General features: G+C 63.2%; 17 protein-coding genes and 1 tRNA gene. 8 read left to right on the top strand and 10 right to left on the bottom strand.

What is annotated here, in order from left to right:
• The first annotated feature begins 20 nt into the window (after nt 1-20).
• From FFI89_RS28460 to FFI89_RS28475, 4 genes are all read left to right on the top strand, one after another.
• The gene (locus tag FFI89_RS28460) at nt 21-425 is read left to right on the top strand and encodes a DUF350 domain-containing protein (RefSeq protein ID WP_138830838.1); all 405 of its coding nucleotides are present in this window, start codon (nt 21-23) and stop codon (nt 423-425) included.
• Between the two features lie 2 nt (nt 426-427).
• Entirely contained in the window at nt 428-838 is a 411-nt protein-coding gene (locus FFI89_RS28465) for a hypothetical protein (protein WP_138830839.1), read from the top strand.
• A 105-nt stretch (nt 839-943) separates the two neighbouring features.
• Entirely contained in the window at nt 944-1,165 is a 222-nt protein-coding gene (locus FFI89_RS28470) for a hypothetical protein (protein ID WP_138830840.1), read from the top strand.
• Complete coding sequence (locus tag FFI89_RS28475; RefSeq protein WP_138830841.1) at nt 1,165-2,322, top strand: glutathionylspermidine synthase family protein; 1,158 nt, start codon at nt 1,165-1,167, stop codon at nt 2,320-2,322. Before FFI89_RS28470 ends, FFI89_RS28475 begins: the two co-directional genes overlap by 1 nt.
• Before the next feature lie 11 nt (nt 2,323-2,333).
• Here FFI89_RS28475 and FFI89_RS28480 read toward each other — a convergent pair whose 3' ends face one another.
• The 7 genes from FFI89_RS28480 to chpT form a co-directional block, all read right to left on the bottom strand.
• Complete coding sequence (locus FFI89_RS28480; RefSeq protein ID WP_138830842.1) at nt 2,334-2,726, bottom strand: hypothetical protein; 393 nt, start codon at nt 2,724-2,726, stop codon at nt 2,334-2,336.
• Between the two features lie 86 nt (nt 2,727-2,812).
• Nucleotides 2,813-3,691 carry a protein-glutamate O-methyltransferase CheR gene (locus FFI89_RS28485; protein WP_138830843.1) on the bottom strand — a complete coding sequence of 293 codons (879 nt, stop codon included), beginning with the start codon at nt 3,689-3,691 and terminating at the stop codon, nt 2,813-2,815.
• Nucleotides 3,688-4,857, bottom strand: a complete 1,170-nt coding sequence (locus FFI89_RS28490; protein ID WP_138830844.1) for a chemotaxis response regulator protein-glutamate methylesterase — start codon at nt 4,855-4,857, stop codon at nt 3,688-3,690. The genes FFI89_RS28485 and FFI89_RS28490 overlap by 4 nt, the downstream gene beginning before the upstream one ends.
• A 78-nt stretch (nt 4,858-4,935) precedes the next feature.
• A complete protein-coding gene (locus tag FFI89_RS28495; RefSeq protein WP_138830845.1) occupies nt 4,936-5,301 on the bottom strand; it encodes a PleD family two-component system response regulator in 366 nt (121 codons plus the stop codon).
• Nucleotides 5,302-5,374: 73 nt separating this feature from the next.
• Nucleotides 5,375-5,848 carry a chemotaxis protein CheW gene (locus tag FFI89_RS28500; protein ID WP_138830846.1) on the bottom strand — a complete coding sequence of 158 codons (474 nt, stop codon included), beginning with the start codon at nt 5,846-5,848 and terminating at the stop codon, nt 5,375-5,377.
• Nucleotides 5,849-5,860: 12 nt separating this feature from the next.
• A complete protein-coding gene (locus FFI89_RS28505) occupies nt 5,861-8,635 on the bottom strand; it encodes a hybrid sensor histidine kinase/response regulator (RefSeq protein WP_144596289.1) in 2,775 nt (924 codons plus the stop codon).
• Between the two features lie 186 nt (nt 8,636-8,821).
• Nucleotides 8,822-9,469 carry a histidine phosphotransferase ChpT gene (gene chpT, locus FFI89_RS28510; protein ID WP_138830848.1) on the bottom strand — a complete coding sequence of 216 codons (648 nt, stop codon included), beginning with the start codon at nt 9,467-9,469 and terminating at the stop codon, nt 8,822-8,824.
• A 140-nt stretch (nt 9,470-9,609) separates the two neighbouring features.
• On the opposite strand from chpT, the gene FFI89_RS28515 reads away from it, so the two are divergent.
• Nucleotides 9,610-10,434: a 3'(2'),5'-bisphosphate nucleotidase CysQ gene (locus tag FFI89_RS28515; RefSeq protein WP_138830849.1), complete on the top strand. Its 825-nt coding sequence runs from the start codon at nt 9,610-9,612 to the stop codon at nt 10,432-10,434.
• A 161-nt stretch (nt 10,435-10,595) separates the two neighbouring features.
• On the opposite strand, the gene FFI89_RS28520 is transcribed toward FFI89_RS28515, so the two are convergent.
• A complete protein-coding gene (locus FFI89_RS28520) occupies nt 10,596-11,060 on the bottom strand; it encodes a YHS domain-containing (seleno)protein (protein ID WP_138830850.1) in 465 nt (154 codons plus the stop codon).
• Between the two features lie 155 nt (nt 11,061-11,215).
• On the opposite strand from FFI89_RS28520, the gene FFI89_RS28525 reads away from it, so the two are divergent.
• The 3 genes from FFI89_RS28525 to FFI89_RS28535 all read left to right on the top strand — a co-directional run bounded on the left by FFI89_RS28525 (nt 11,216) and on the right by FFI89_RS28535 (nt 13,479).
• Nucleotides 11,216-11,809: a DUF1134 domain-containing protein gene (locus tag FFI89_RS28525; RefSeq protein ID WP_138830851.1), complete on the top strand. Its 594-nt coding sequence runs from the start codon at nt 11,216-11,218 to the stop codon at nt 11,807-11,809.
• 138 nt (nt 11,810-11,947) lie between these two features.
• Nucleotides 11,948-13,249: a hypothetical protein gene (locus FFI89_RS28530; protein WP_138830852.1), complete on the top strand. Its 1,302-nt coding sequence runs from the start codon at nt 11,948-11,950 to the stop codon at nt 13,247-13,249.
• Between the two features lie 155 nt (nt 13,250-13,404).
• A tRNA-Val gene (locus tag FFI89_RS28535) sits at nt 13,405-13,479 on the top strand.
• A 158-nt stretch (nt 13,480-13,637) separates the two neighbouring features.
• Here the strand turns inward: FFI89_RS28535 and FFI89_RS28540 are convergent.
• Nucleotides 13,638-14,969 carry an alpha/beta hydrolase gene (locus FFI89_RS28540; protein ID WP_138830853.1) on the bottom strand — a complete coding sequence of 444 codons (1,332 nt, stop codon included), beginning with the start codon at nt 14,967-14,969 and terminating at the stop codon, nt 13,638-13,640.
• Between the two features lie 248 nt (nt 14,970-15,217).
• On the bottom strand, nt 15,218-16,261 hold the full coding sequence (locus tag FFI89_RS28545; RefSeq protein WP_138830854.1) for a tripartite tricarboxylate transporter substrate binding protein: 1,044 nt from the start codon (nt 16,259-16,261) through the stop codon (nt 15,218-15,220).
• Between the last annotated feature and the right edge of the window lie 82 nt (nt 16,262-16,343).

Raw genomic sequence — 16,343 nt, forward strand, 5'->3', positions numbered from 1 at the left:
TCGAGTCGGGGGCACGTCGAATGATCCTACAATCCCTCGCCGGGCTGCCGGCGTTCCTGGTCTATTTCTGCACCGCGCTGCTCGCCGTCGTGGCCTACCTGTTCGTCTACACCCGCGTCACCCCGCATGATGAGTTCGCCCTGATCCGCGCCAACGACCCGGCCGCGGCGATCGCGCTCGGCTTGAGCCTGCTCGGCTTCGTGCTGCCGGTGGTCTCGGCCATCGCCCATTCCGCCAATGTGGTGGATTGCCTGATCTGGAGCGCGATCGCGCTGGTCGTGCAGATCGCCGTCTATTACATCGTCAAGATCCCGGTGCCGAACCTGTCGGCGCGGATCGCGGCCGGCGAACTCGCCGCCGCGATCTGGCTCGGATTGTCATCGCTGGCCGCGGGCGCGCTCAACGCCGCCTGCATGATCTACTGACCATGCCCGGCAAGCCCTCCCATGAATTCGGCAAGCGCAGACCGGTAGGCGCGCCGCTGATCACGCCGGCGCCGGTGAAACGCTCCGGGCATGTCGCGCTGTTGCTGATGGGCACGCTGGCGGTCGGCGGCGGCGCCTATGCGCTGATGCCGGGCGAGACCTGCCAGCAGACGCCGCCGGGAATGGCGGCGCCGACGGAATGCCAGCCGCGCGGGTCTTCATCCAGCAGCCACGGCGGCTCGGGCGGCGGTTCCTCGCGCAGCAGCTTCTTCTCGGGCAATTCTTCCTCGGGCGACTCTTCTGCGAGCCACTCGGGCTCCGGCGGTTCGGAATCAAGCTCGGGCGGCGTGCAACGCGGCGGCTTCGGTTCGTTTGCGCATTCCTTTGCCGCACACTTCTCCGGCGGCGGCTGAGTGCCCGCACGAAGCCGTGAAGCGGCGGGCTTTCGCTTGCGTCCGCTCGCGCAGGTGATGGAAACTGCCGGTCAACCGGAAAGATCCGGAAACGGGATCGCCACCATGAAACGCTCGCGCCGTGTGGTGCTGACATTGATGGGAAGTGCTGCGATCGGTGCGGTTTCGATGGGGCTGGCGCCGCGGCGGGATTGCGGGCCGGGGAATGAGGCCCTGCCCGGCCCCGACGGGCGGATGTATTGCCGCGCGACCTATCGCGGCTTTGGCGGCACACCAGGCAGATTGCATGGTCACGGTCATGGCGGGCACGCACATGGCGGCGGCTGATGCAGCGCATCGTCTGTCCTGAACGCGACGACTGGCGTGCGACCGCCGAAAGCACCGGCTTCGATTTTCACACCATCGACGGCGAGCGCTACTGGGACGAGCGCGCCTACTACGCGTTCACGCTCGACGAGATCGAACGCGGGATCGAGGCGCCCACCGCCGAAATCGACGCGATGTGCCTCGAACTGGTCGGCCACGCCATCGACGACGAGGACTATCTGCGCCGGCTGAAGATACCGGAAGCGTTCTGGCCGCTGATTTCGGCAAGCTGGCACCGCGACGACGGCAGCCTCTATGGCAGGCTGGATCTGAGTTTCGGCGCTCACGGCCCCGCAAAGCTGCTGGAATACAACGCCGACACGCCGACCTCGATCTTCGAGGCGGCCGTGTTCCAGTGGACCTGGCTCGAACAGGCGATCGAACGCAACATTATCCCGAAGCGCGCCGACCAGTTCAATTCGATCCATGAGCGCCTGATCGAGGCCTGGATCAAGCTCGGCGGCGCGCATCACCTGCATCTCGCGGGGATGACCGAGAATACCGAGGATGCGGGAACGCTCGCCTATCTCGAGGACACCGCCTCGCAGGCGGGACTAAAGACCACGCTGATCGATATCGAAGATATCGGGTTGCGCGACGACGGCCAGTTCGTCGACATCGACGACCGCGCCATCGAACTCGCCTTCAAGCTCTATCCCTGGGAGTGGATGTTCCACGATGCATTCGGCGCGAAGTTATTGAGCGCGCCGACGCGCTGGATCGAGCCGCCGTGGAAGGCCATCCTCTCCAACAAGGGCATTCTGCCGCTATTGTGGGAGATGTTTCCGAACCATCCCAATCTGCTACCCGCCTATTTCGAGGACGATCCGAACGCCGCGCGCCTCGGCAGCTCGTTCGTGCGCAAGCCGCTCTATTCGCGCGAAGGCGCCAATGTCGCGCTGGTCAGCGCCGGCACCACGCTGGTCGAGCAGGAAGGACCGTACGGCGCGGAGGGATTCATCCGGCAGGCGATGGCGCCGCTGCCGAACTTTGCCGATCAGTATCCGGTGCTCGGAAGCTGGCTGGTCGATCACGTGCCATGCGGCCTGTCGATCCGCGAGGACGAGAATCCGATCACCGGCAATACGTCGCGGTTCCTGCCGCACGCGATTCTGTAGACCGCCATCGATCAGTCGCCAAGAAACTTACCAGCCGCCCGGCCGACCGCGGCGGCGGCCAGCAAGCCGAGATAGGACGGCACGCCGATCAGGATTACGGCAAGCGGAAGCATTCCGAAATCTCCGCCACCTGGATGCACCGCCACCACACCGGCGAACAGCCCACCGAGCATCCATAGCGGTTGCCAAATGATGCCGTTGCGCGCCACCGCGCCTCCCACTGCCTGGGCCAGCAGCATCAAGGGCACGCCGAGCCGCCAGAACAAGGCCGTGTCCCATGCTTCACGAATTCGAAACGGCGCAGACGATTGCATTAACCCGGGCAAGACAGAGAATGCCGTCCAGACCGCGAAACCAACCAGCACCAGCAACAGTCCGGGAAGGAAGCGAATAGCGAGCGGCATGATCCAGTTCCATCACTTGTCTGGCGATGAGGCCAGACGGCGGCGCCTCGCGGAACCGTTGGTGCCGGCCTGGCCTTTGCCGCCGGTCAGCGTGCCGAAGCAACCGCCTTCAGCATTTGCGGCATCACCGTCGAGGCGCCGCCGCGCACAACCGGTGCTGCGTTCGAACAATAGAGTCCGCGCCGGTCCGGCAACGGCTTGAACGCGTTGGTGATGCCGACCACCGACTCGGCAGCACCCAGCGCCAGCACGCCGTCGGGCTCGATCATGCGCGACATGCGATCGAAGATGCTGACCTTGGTGGCCTGGTCGAAATAGATCAGCACGTTGCGGCAGAAGATGATGTCGAAAGTGCCGAGATGGGAGAAATCCTGCAGCAGATTGAGCTGGCGATACTGCACCATGCTGCGGATGTCGGCATTGAGCTGCCACAACTCGCCGCTCTGCGTGAAATATTTCACCAACATCTGGATCGGCAGGCCGCGCTGCACTTCAAACTGGCTGAACACGCCGGCTCGGGCTTTCTCCAGCACACCGTGCGAGAGGTCGGTCGCGATGATTTCAGTGCGCCAGCCCGACAGCATCGCCCCGGCTTCCTTCAGGCACATCGCGATCGAATACGGCTCCTGCCCGGTCGAGGCAGCCGCGCACCAGATCCGTAAAGTACGGCGGGCCGCGCGCGCCTGCACCAGCGCCGGAAGCACCGTCTCCTTCAGATGATCGAACGGCACCTTGTCGCGGAAGAAGAACGTCTCGTTGGTGGTCATCGCCTCGACCACTTCGGCGATCAGCGCCTCGGCGCCGCCCTTCATTATCGAAACCAGTTCGGGAATACCCTGCAGACCCGACCTGCGCGCCAGCGGCACGAGGCGGCTTTCCACCAGGTATTGCTTGTCAGCCGACAGGTCCAGTCCGGAACGCTCTTTCAGAAGCTTGCGCAGATACTCATAGTCCAGAGGCGTCACGAACGATCTCCCGAAAACAGTCGAACCAGTTTCGGCCCGATCTGATTGAGCGGAAGGATGGCGGCGCAAATGCCGGCATTGGCGGCGGCGCCCGGCATGCCCCACACCACGCTCGTCGCCTCGTCCTGGGCGATCACGCTGCCGCCGGCAGCAACAATGTCCTTGCCGCCGCGCATGCCGTCGGAACCCATGCCGGTCAGGATCAACGACATGACACCGCCCTGCCAGACGTCGATCGCCGAGTTGAACAGCGGATCGACCGCGGGCTTGCAGAAGTTCACCGGCGGACCGTCATCAAGCGCGATCGCGGCGTCGGCGCCGTGGCGCACGACGCGCATGTGGCGGCCACCCGGCGCCAGATAAATCTGTCCGGCCTTGACGATCTCGCCGTCGACGGCTTCGCGGGCCGGACGGCGGCTCGAGCGCGCCAGATGCTCGGCGAGAATCGTGGTGAAGGTCGGCGGCATGTGCTGGGTGATCAGCACCGGAAAGCGGTCGATCACGGGACCGATTTCCGTGACCAGCGACATCAGGGCCTGTGGACCGCCGGTCGACGAGCCGATCAGGAGCACGCGCGGCGCCAGCATGCTGAATGGCCGGCGCATCAATTGCATTTGCGCCGCCGGTGCTGCCACCGGACGGGCCGCCGCCTCGCGCGCAAGAACCGGGGCCAAAGTCGGGCTCGCATGCGCGGTCGCCGATGCCGTGCGACGAACCTTGGCGCCGAGATGGCGGATCTTCTGAATCAGGTCGTGGTGAAAGGTTTCGGCCGCGGTGGCCTCGCGGGTGCTTTCCGGCTTCGGAATGTAGTCGGACGCGCCGAGCGAAAGCGCCTTGAAGCTGATCTCCGCGTTGCGGCGGGTCAGCGTCGACGCCATGATGATGATGAGGTCGCGCTTCTTCGCCAGCAGTCGCGGCAGCGCCGAGATGCCATCGAGGTCCGGCATTTCGATATCGAGCACGGCGACGTCAGGGTTGATGCGTTCGAGCTGGTTGACGGCGTCCAGGCCGGTGCGCAGGGAGGCGGCAACCTCCATGTCCGGCTCCGCGGCGATCCACCGCGAAATCATGCCGCGGATCACGACGGAGTCATCGACCACCATCACGCGCAGCTTTTCCTGCCGTGTCGACGTCGGGGCCGCAGGACTTGTCAACGCAATACTCATTACTTCACCAAGAACGCCAGGTACAAATTAACAAAACAAAGCCGGAGGCCGCTCGGCCGCCGGTCGCAAGAACAAGAATCAGATCAGGCCGACTTCCTGGAACTTCGCGGTGACGATGTCCTTGTCGAACGGCTTCATGATGTATTCGTTGGCGCCGGCATGCAGCGCGCGCGCGATGTGCGCGACGTCGTTCTCGGTGGTGCAGAACACCACCTTGGGGGCGTCGCCGCCGGGCATGCGGCGGAGATTGCCGAGAAATTCGTAGCCGTCCATGACCGGCATGTTCCAGTCGAGCAGCACCGCCTCGGGCATGGCGCGTTTGCACACCTCCAGCGCCTTCTCGCCATCCTCGGCTTCGATGATCTGGAAATCGAGACCTTCCAGAATGCGGCGCGCGACCTTTCGAATGACGCTTGAGTCATCGACGACCAGACATGTTCTCATTTTCGGCCTCTGCTTCTCACCAATCCCATAGAAAGGGACGTTTCCGTTCCAGGTTCGTTACGCAGCTTGCTTCTTATGCCGCCATCAGGTCAGGCACGATTTCGAGGACGCGATCGACGTCGAGGACGACCATGAGCTGGCCGTCGAGCCGGTGGACGCCGCCGGCGAGCTTGGCCATGCGGGGATCGAGGTTGACGGGGTTGTCCTCGCGGCCCTCGTCGGCGAGTCGGAGCACCTCGCCGATCTGGTCGATCAGAAGACCGTAGGACTCGCCGCGCAGGTCGACGCCGACCGCCATCGGCGGCTTGCCGTCCTCGTTCTTCGGCAAACCGAGCCGGGCGCGCATGTCGACCACGGTGACGATGCGGCCGCGCAGGTTGAGCACACCGGCGATCTCCGCCGACGACAGCGGCACCCGGGTCAGCCGTTCCGGCATGAACACGTCCTGGACGCGGGAGATCGGCAGGCCGAACAGCTGGCCGCCGATCACGGCGGTGACGTATTCGGCCACGGTGCCCTCGATGGTGTCGGTCTTGGTCGTTGTCATGTGCTTGCTTTCTTAAGCCGCCTGCCTGATCTCGGCCGCGGCGGTCTGTTCCTTCAGCGCCGCGATCAGGCCGGGACGGTCGAACTTGGCGACGTAGTCGTGGAAGCCGGCCTGCCGGCCGCGTTCGATCGCCGCCGGCGACACCATCGAGGACAATGCGATGATCGGCATCGAACTCAGGTGCTGGTCGGCCCGGATGGTCTCGGCAAACTCGAACCCGTTCATGTCGGGCATCTCGATGTCGGTCAGCACCACGTCGAAGGCCTGGCCCGAGCGCAGCGCGGTGAGGCCTTCCTGGGCGTTGGGGGCGACCCGGACCCGGTAGCCGGCGGCTTTCAGCACCGGCGCCAGCATGTTGCGGAAGAACGCGCTATCGTCGACCAGCAGCACCGACTGCGCCGACATCGAGGGCCGCATCTCCTTGCGCGAGAACCAGTCGGCGAACGCCATCGGCAGGAAGTGGCCGACGTCGATCACTTCGGTGGCCTGGCCCTTGATCACGGCCGAACCCAGGATGCCGGACTGCGAGCCCGCCACCTCGATGTGCAGCCGCTCCTCGACGATGTCGATGATCTCGTCGACCACCAGCCCCATCGAGCGGCCGTCGTCGGCGAACACCAGGATCGGCTGCGCGCCCGCGGTCCGGACCGTGACCCCGTCCATCTGCACCAGCGGCATCAACTGCTCGCGGTACTGCACCATGTAGCGGCCGTTACTGAGTTCGATCTTGTCGGTGGCGATCTCCTCCAGACGGGTCACCAACCCGAGCGGCACCGCCTTGGGCTGGTTCGAGCCGGCGCGGAACACCAACAGCGAGGTCAGCTGCTCGCCCGAGGAGGCGTGCGCGGCGGCATGCTCGTCGGCGAGCTCGCGGGAAGCGGAGCCGGCCGCACCCAGCGCCTTGGCAATGCCGTTGGGGTCGATGATCATGATCACCGCGCCGTCCCCCAGAATGGTGTTGCCGGAGAACATGTCGATGTGCCGCAGCTTGGTCGACATCGGCTTGACCACGATCTCTTCGGTGTGGAACACGCCGTCGACCACGATGCCGAACGTTTGACTGCCGACCTGCGTCACCACGATAAAACCGTTCTCGGGGTCGGACGAGGAGCCGTCGTCGATCTTCAAAAGCTTCTTCAGGTGCATCAGCGGCAACAGCTTGTTGCGCAGTCTGAGCACCGCGGTGTCCTTGATGCGCTCGATGCGGTGTTCGGAGTTGGCGCGGGCCCGCACCAGCTCGACCACCGACAGCTGCGGAATCGCAAAGCGGTCGCCGGCGGCTTCCACGATCAGGGCCGAGACGATGGCCAGGGTCAGCGGGATCTTGATGGTGACGCTGGAGCCTTCGCCGGCCACCGACTTGATGTCGATGGTGCCGCCGATCTGGTCGATATTGGTGCGCACCACGTCCATGCCGACGCCGCGGCCGGAGACCGAGGTGACGGCGGCCGCGGTCGAGAAGCCCGGCGCGAAGATGAACTTGTGGATCTGGGCTTCGGTCATCTTCTCCAGATCGGACTCCGAGACCAGACCGTTCTGAATGGCCTTGGCCTTGATCCGCTCGGTGTTGAGGCCGCGGCCGTTGTCGGCGATGCAGATGATGATGTGGCCGCCTTCATGGTAGGCGGAGAGCCGGATGGTGCCCTGCTCGGGCTTGCCGCTGGCCAAGCGCTCGGCCGGCGTCTCCAGGCCGTGGTCGGCGGAGTTGCGCACCATGTGGGTCAAGGGATCCTTGATCAGGTCGAGCACCTGGCGGTCGAGTTCGGTGTCGGCGCCGTGCATCTCCAGTTCGATCTGCTTGCCGAGTTCGCCGGAGAGGTCGCGGACGATGCGGGGCAGCTTCTGCCAGGCATTGCCGATCGGCTGCATCCGCGTCTTCATGACGCCTTCCTGCAGTTCGGCGGTGACGTTGGAGAGCCGCTGCAGCGGCACCTTGAACTCGGTGTCCTCGTTGCGGCGGGAGATCTCCAGGAGCTGGTTGCGGGTCAGCACCAGCTCGGAGACCATGGTCATCAGGTGTTCCAGCGTGTCGACGTTGACGCGGATCGACTGGTTGGCGATCTTGTCGGCTTCCTGGACATCGGCCTCGGCGACGATCGGCTTCTTTAGCGGCTTGGCTTTCGCGCGCGGCCCGGGGGCGGCTTCCGGCTCGGCGGCGGGGGCGGCCTTGACGACGGGTGCAAGCGCGGGCGCGACCGGCGCGACTTCAATCTCGGTCTCGCGGAAGGCGCGCTCGAGGTCGTCGAGCGAGACTTCGCCGGGGCGCAACGGACGTTCCAGCACCTGCTCGACCAAAGTGCCAGCTACGCTGGTCACGGGCGTGCCCTGCGCGACCGCGGGCGCTGTCGGCGCCACCGGAGGGGCGGCGACCACGGGTACCGGTGCGGCGGCAACTTCGGCAACCGCATGCGCGGCGCCTTCGGCCATCTCGTGCAGTTTCTCGATCAGGTCTTCGTCGGTGCCCTCGGGCTCGGTCTCGGTGGCCTCGAGGCCGGCGAGGATTTCCTTGATGCGGTCGATCGAGGACAGGATCAGCGTCACGGCGCCGGCCGTCACCGGCATGCCGTCGCGGAATTTGCCCATCAAGGTCTCGCCGGCATGGGCCAGCGCTTCGAGACGCGGCAGCCCTAAGAAGCCGCAGGTGCCCTTGATGGTGTGAACCAGGCGGAAGATGTTATCCAGGATCTTGGCGTCGGTCGGATCCTGCTCGAACCGCACCAACTGATTGTCGACCGTATCCAGGCTCTCGCTGGTCTCGGTCAGGAACTCCCGCAACAAATCATCCATGAAACTGGCCTTGGTACGCACCGGCACGCGACATCGACGTGCCTCGACGGAACTTGGCCAGCTTCTATGCAAAGCGTTTAATATTGGTTGAGCAAATGGAAAAGAACGGGCTCAACAAAGAGATAAGACCGCGGCAAGGAATTCCGCGGCCTGTCGTCAACCTTTGATTAACAAATTGGCGCGGGTCTAGGCGGCGGTCACGACCACCTTTTCGCCATCGAGCGCCAGCGTCACGCTCAACCCGCAGGCCTGGGCCAAGAGCCGTGTATAGTAAGGCTGCACCGCATGCGCATCGATCGACGCGGTCGAACTGGCGCTGACCAGATCGGCGATATTCTGCGGCACGCGGGCATTGAGACCGGCGGACGTCACGCGAAAGCTCATGGTCTCGCCGTCGCCGATCGGGTCGATCGTCAGCGTACCGCCGCGCGGGATGGTCTGCTGGGCAATGATCAGCATGTTCAGGAGCAGCTTGACGCGATTCTTCGGCAGCAGCACGCGCGGCAGATTCCAGCTGATGGTGATCTTGCCGTCCTCGATGTGGCCCCGCGCCATGTTCTGGGCGTCGCCGAGATCGATCTGCGCACCCGCCGATCCCGCCGCGCCAAAGGCCAAACGGCAGAACTGCAACCGCGCCGAAGCGGTCTTGGCGCTCTTGCGGATCAAATCGAGCGCGAAATCGCGATCTTCGGGCTTCGGATTGTCGTCGAGAACCTCAAGCCCATTGACGATGGCACCAACTGGACTGATGAGATCGTGACAGACCCGCGAACACAACAGTGCCGCAAGTTCGAGGGCATCGGGAGCCGGACCGGGAGACGAAGTGCCAGACATCATATGTTCCTGGAAAACCGCTGGAGTCGCGGACAGTTACGAATCACGCATGCGAGCTGGCTTGATACACTGCGCAGCCGCATGCTGCCAGCACGGGGCGACCGCAGGGGCGGAGGACGTACAGCAAATGGGCGCCGCTCATGAATGAGGCACATCCGCTTGTCGGCGATGGCGAGGCCGCTGCCGCCCTGATCGAACCGCTGACCGACCTGGTGATGGCGGCCGGCGCCGCAATTCTGGCCGTCAACCGTTCCGCCATGAAGGTCGACGGCAAGAGCGACGGATCGCCGGTAACGGAGGCCGATCTCGCGGCCGACCGCATCATCGCCGAAGGCCTGGCGCGGCTGGCCCCTCACATACCCTCGCTTTCCGAGGAGCGCGCCCGAGAGGCGCGGTTGCCCTTTGAGGACAGCTTCTTCCTGATCGATCCGCTCGACGGTACCAAGGAATTCGTCGCCGGCCGCAACGAATTCACCGTCAACCTGGCACTGGTGACCCGTGGCACGCCGCTGCTCGGGATCGTCAGCGCGCCTGCGCTGGGGCTGATCTGGCGCGGCATCGTCGGTCGTGGCGCCGAGCGGATAACGCTTCGCGCCAACGCGCCCCTGGTGGAACCGATTCACACCCGCCCCTGCCCGGCGCGTGGCGCGCCGTGGACGGTTGCGGTCAGCCGCTCCCATGGCGATGCCAGGACCGAAGCCTTTATTGCGGGACGGCCGGGCGCGGTGCGGTCCGAGCTCGGTTCGGCGGTCAAATTCGGCCGGGTGGCCGAAGGCCTGGTCGATATGTATCCCCGCCTGTCGCCGACCTGCGAATGGGATGTCGGGGCCGGCCATGCCGTGGTCACCGCGGCCGGCGGCAAGATCACGGATTCAAACGGCGCCGCCCTGAAGTTCGGGGCCGGGCGCGAGGATTTCATCATTCCCGAGTTCATCGCCTGGGGCGATCCTGACGCGGCGGTTTGAATGCCTCCTTGTAGCCCGGGTGAGCGAAGCGACACCCGGGAACGGGTGGTCAACTCGCGGCAGTTTTCAATTGGTCATGCACTGTCCCCGGATTTCGCGGAGCCTGTCATCGGGCGCGCATTCGCGCGACCCGTTGGCTCATCCGGGCTACAAAAGCCGGCCTACTGCGCGAGCCCCTCTTCCAGCGCCGGCCAGCGGCCGGTTGCTTCTCGCAGGAAGCGCGCCGGGTTCGCCGCGAAGGCGTTGCGGCTCTCCTCGCGGCCGAACAGATAGAGCCGCTGGTCGACGATCAGCCAGATGCGTGGGTTGCCGGCATAGGTCACCCCTCGCCCCACATCGACCGGATCGTAACCGCCGAACTGGGGACCGTAGACCTCAGGATGGGAGACAAAAGAGGCCCGGTTGCCCTCGTTGCGGAAGCGCCAGACCGCACCGGACTCGGCGGCCTCGAAATCGGGCAGTCCCTGGGTGGCCAGCTGGTCGGTGAAATAGGCCACGGGGTCAAAACCCTCGATCGCCAGGCCGGAATAGCGGTTCACCACCACCCGTTCGGTGGTTGTGGCATAAGCGGCGAAACCGACGCTGAAAGCCGCGAAAAAGCCCACCAACAAGGCAAAAAAGGCCATCCCGGGGCGCCAACCGTATCTTTCCTGCCGTTGTGCCGTCATAGTTGGTACCGATAACAATCGAGTCGAGGGGACACTGGACGCAACCTAAAGCCGTGCTTGTTGGTGTCAGGTTAAGGAACGGCGGCCAGAATTTCGATACCAGGGGTTCTTTGATGATTTTTGCTTCACGCCTTGCCGCGGTGACGTTCGCCGCGTTGATGTGCTGGACTGTGCCGGCTTCGGCGCAACAGGCGCAACCTTTGCCGCCGCCGCAGCAGGGCCCCGCGACCTTCGGGCCCGACGAGTTGGTCAATGCCGGGCACAAGTTCTTCGGCAACGTCTCGCGTGGCCTTGCCTCGGTCATCGAGCGCGCGGTCAGCCAATGGGGCCTGCCCAACGGCTACGTGCTCGGCGAGGAAGGCAGCGGCGCTTTTGTCGCCGGGCTGCGTTACGGCGAAGGCACGCTCTACACCAAGAACGCCGGCGACCTCAGGGTGTACTGGCAGGGACCGTCGGTCGGCTTCGACTGGGGCGGCGACGGCGCGCGCACCATGACGCTGGTCTACAACCTGCCGGCCACCAACGCGATCTATCAGCGCTTCGTCGGCATCGACGGCTCCGCCTATATCATCGGCGGTTTCGGCATGACCGCGCTGACCGCCAACAACATCGTGCTGGTTCCGATCCGCTCCGGTATCGGACTTCGGCTCGGCGCCAATGTCGGCTATCTCAAATATACCCCGCGCGCGACCTGGAACCCGTTCTGAGCCTGTTGCGAACGCTACGCCCGGCACCGACATGTGTTGAGCCGGCGGATTCAGGTTAACGCGCCATTGGGCTGGCCTTGGGCCGGTCCGCCATGGCATTGTGATTAACAATTCCTTTTTGCTGTGGAGTAACCATCCATGATCGAACCGATCATGTATCTGGCGATCGGTTTTCTGGTCTCGATGCTGTTTGGCCTGATGATCGTGCCGCTGGTGCATAACCGCGCGGTGCGGCTGACGACCCGGCGGCTCGAAGCGGCGACCCCGCTGTCGATGGCCGAGATCCAGGCCGACAAGGACCAGTTGCGCGCGGAATTCGCGATGTCGGCGCGGCGGCTCGAGATGAGCGTCGATCAGCTCCGCAACAAGACCACCAGCCAGCTCGCCGAACTCGGCAAGAAATCCGATGCGATCAATCGCATGAAGATCGAGCTCGGCGAAAAGAACGCCACCATCTTCTCGCTCGAAGCGCGCGAGAAGGCGGTCAAGGAGCAGTTGCGCGCCACCGAAGAGGAATTCGCGGCCAAGACCGAAATGCTGCGCGGCGCCGAAGCGGCGCTGACCGACAAGCAGGCCGAACTCGCCAAGATCAACCATGAATTGTCCGACCGTTCGATGATGGCGGATAGCCGCCAGGTCGAACTGGTCGCGGTGCGCACGCAGATCGAGGAACTCAAGGGCCGCGTCGGCGATGCCGAAAAGGAATTTTCGACGACGCAAGCCCGGCTCGCGCAGGAACGAACCGAATCCGAAAATGTGACGCGCGAACTGACCGATGCGCGCGGGCGCGTCGAAAACCTGAGCCAGCGCGTCACTGATCTGGACCGGCAACTGATCGTCCAGGTCAAGGAAGCCGAGATGCTCGGCAACCGCGTCGCCGATCTGGAAGGCCGCCTCGCCACCCAGGGCAAGCTCCTGGCCGAACGCGAATACGAAAACAACCAGCTCAAGCAGACCAACGCGGCCGCCGAGCGCATCATGATGGACCTTCGCAACGAGGTCGCGACGGCGTCGTCGAGCGGCGCCAGTTCGGCGGCGATCGAGAAACTGCGCTCTGAGAAGGCCGCCGTCGAGGAGCAGCTCCGTGTCGCGCGCGACGAACGCGCCAAGCTGCAGCGCGACATCAACGCGATCCAGCAGCAGGCCGAAAGCTCCTGGGCCACCGAGCGCATGGAAAATGCGCTGCTGCGCGAGCGCATCAACGACATCGCCGCCGAGGTCGCCAAGCTCGCGATGCAGCTCGAGGGGCCGAATTCGGCGATCGAGGCCATGCTGGCCGCGGAACCGGCGGCCCCCAAGACCCCGGCCAAGCCCGCCAACGACATCGCCGGAAACAGGGCTGCCGTCCCCGTGGGTCCTTCCGAAGGCGGCGGGACACTGGCCGAACGCATCCGGGCGCTGCAATCCCACGCCTCCCGCGCCCGCCAGCAGGGGGCGTAATTCCGCGGCCCTTTTGTTTTGACGCGTTTTCTTCACGCGAGCCGGTACCCACCTCGCTCGAAAACGCTAGGCCAGGGCGACTGTTCGCTTGACACCATGGGCCCGCAAAACGTAAATCGCGGGCTCTGACGGCCCTCATTTCGGGCCAAATTCCCGGACGCATAGCTCAGCGGGAGAGCGTTCCCTTCACACGGGAGAGGTCCAAGGTTCGATCCCTTGTGCGTCCACCATCAATACCTCTGAATCTCCTTCCTATTCCTGATAGCCGCGTACTTCCGACTTATCGGCAAAGGCGCTGAGGTGGCGCGCACCAGCTTCTCAAGCGCTTTGGCGGCATCCTTCAGGTAGTCGGGCCGCCGTTCAACGAGGATGGAGGCAATGGAGGGCGCTAAGCCCCTATCATCCAATACAGTTGCCCTTGGTCGTCCTTTGTCTCTTTAAGGAAGCGGTCTTTTGCCGACCGATCCCGTAGGACGTAGAAGATATCTTGAAGGACTTCCCGGGCGCTTGCGACGTACCCGTGACCCAACGTGGTCAAATCAGCATTCGTCACGTTAACGGTTTCAATGCCGGCAACCAACATGACTGGTGGCAACAGACCCGCGCGCGGGTACGAATGCAGCCATTCCGCAGCTTCCACGGCGCGGTCTCTCGATGAAACGTACATCGTTGTCCGCCGAGCAATCTTGGAATACGCCGCGCATAGGTTTTTGAATGTTCTGGCATCAACGTCAGCAGCGGCGAGAATGATTTGGTCGAACGGCACTGACGTTCGCGCCTGCGCTGATGATGCTATATTGTTCACGGCTCGCAGAACGCCACGGTTGCCCATGCTGTGCGCGATGATATGAACCCTGGCGGCTCCAGACTTTTCGGCGAAGTCGGCTAGGAATTTGGTTATTGCGGGTTCACTGGCTTCGATGGTGGCCTCATCGGCCGGATAACCCTCAACGTTTCCTTTCGAAGGCCAACTAAAGAACGCCATCGCCCCTTTGATGCCTAGGTCATATCCAATCTGGGCTGCTCGAAGGGCCGCATCCTGAAAGCTGACATTGTAACCGTGGATGAAGACGACGGCGTCTCTCTCGCTCACGTCAATTGTCTCAAGCTGTGAGGCAATACGCTTCCAAAACTCTTCGTCCAAAACTTCTTGGTTTCTGACAATGGTCAGGCGGTCATCAATCCCCGTAAACCAGCGGCGAATAAGCGATGAGCCGAGAGAACCCAATTTGTGAGACTTCGGAATGTTCACTTCGCAGAAGCCGTATTGGACAGCATCTACCTGTTCGGAAGTAAATCCCTTGGATAGGTCCCTTTGGTCATTGGGCGCGCGATTGGTGCCATACCAGACTTTGTAGGCGTGGATGACGTCGAGCTCTTTTCGTGCCTCCACATCTTCCCGATAAGAAGGCTTCGGTTCGGACGCTTGTATTGGTACTCTTAGTTCGTCTTGGGATTGTAGTTTGAGTACCAAAATCTTATTCAAATCTTGCAGCGACTTGGATGCCTCAACATCTTTTGGCGTTAAAGCAATTTTCAATCCCTCCATTCGAAGGCCTTGATTAACCAGGACAGCAAACTGACGCCAACGCTGTCCATCGAGAATTCCAGCCCTGAGGTTTGTGGATGGGTTGACTGAAGCGTCCGACCCAAGAAACCGTTGCAGTTCGAAAATCAGAATTCGAAGAATTATGTTTTGGTCTAAGCGTACAGGCGGCATGGCGGGCTCACCGTCAAATCGAAAACCTAAGCTCTAGCCGACATCGAACGGCCTAACAACCATCCGTTGAGCAATTCAACGGCCCTGAACTTGTTAGTGGCTACTTATGTTCAGCACACCTATGACGATGCTAAGCTAAGCACGTGGCCGGCGGACGAACCTATGCCGCCAAAACCATATTCATTCCCCGACTCGTCATCCTTGCAGCACTGCCGCAGCAGATCCAACGTCGCTGAAGCCTGCTCCGACTACTTCCTGGCATCGACCGCTGCAAAAGCCGCCTTCCATTTCTCGACATCGGCACGAATGAAATCGGCAAACTCTTTCGGCGTGCTGCCAACCGGATCGGTACCTTGCAACTTCAGAGCTCTCTGGACTTCCTCGTCCTTCAACGCCTCATTTGCCGCGATTGAAAGCCGATCGATGATGGCCGATGGCGTTCCGGCCGGGGCAAGAAGACCGATCCAGACTCCCGCGTCGTATTCACTCATTCCCGCTTCGGCAAGGGTTGGTACGTTCGGCATGATGGTCGCGCGCCTCGGTTGGGCGACGGCGAAGGCTTTCAGCTTTCCGGCCTCGACATGCGGCGCAAGCGTTGCCGCCACATTGAACATCAGCGTGATGCGCCCGGCGAGCAGATCGCTGACGGCCTGATTGCTTCCGCCCTGGTAGGGCACGATCACGACGCTGGTGCCGGCCTTTTGGTTGAACAACTCCGCGGCCATATGGCTGGCCGTCCCCGCGCCCGACGAGCCGAAAGTGAGCGTTTCCGGTCTGCTCTTCGCCAGCGCGATCAGCTCGCTCAGGTTTGAAGCCGGCACCGAGGGATGCGCCACGAGCACATTGGGCACGACGCCGAGAAGGGCAATCGGCGCGAGCATCTTGCCAAGGTCGAAACTGGATTTTGTTTGCGCCGGGTTGAGCGTGTTGGCGATCGTCGCCGTGAACAGCGCATATCCATCGGCCGGCGCTCGCGCGACGGCCTCGGCGCCGATCATGCTGCTGTTTCCTGCCCGATTTTCGATGATGACGGGCTGGCCGAGCTTGGTCTCCATCCGCTTGCTGACGAGGCGCGTGAGGATGTCGGCCGCGGAGCCCGGTCCAAAGCCGACGACAATCTTGATGGGTTGTGTCGGATAGTTTTCCGCCGCGGCGTCGCCACCGGCCACAACAGCCACTGTCATGGCCAGGCACAGTCCCGCGGTCTTGAGTAGATCGCTAAACATCACTCCCCCCTTACGCGCCAACTCCTTACGCGCCAAGCATTCGCTTGTCGTTTTCTTGACGGCCACAAACAACGGCCATACAGATCGATCATCATTCTATTTTTTATTGCCGATCGGGTTCACTGTAGCTCGGCCGCGGACGAAGGGA

Origin of the sequence: Bradyrhizobium sp. KBS0727 (assembly GCF_005937885.2) — a bacterium.
Taxonomy (GTDB): Bacteria; Pseudomonadota; Alphaproteobacteria; order Rhizobiales; family Xanthobacteraceae; genus Bradyrhizobium.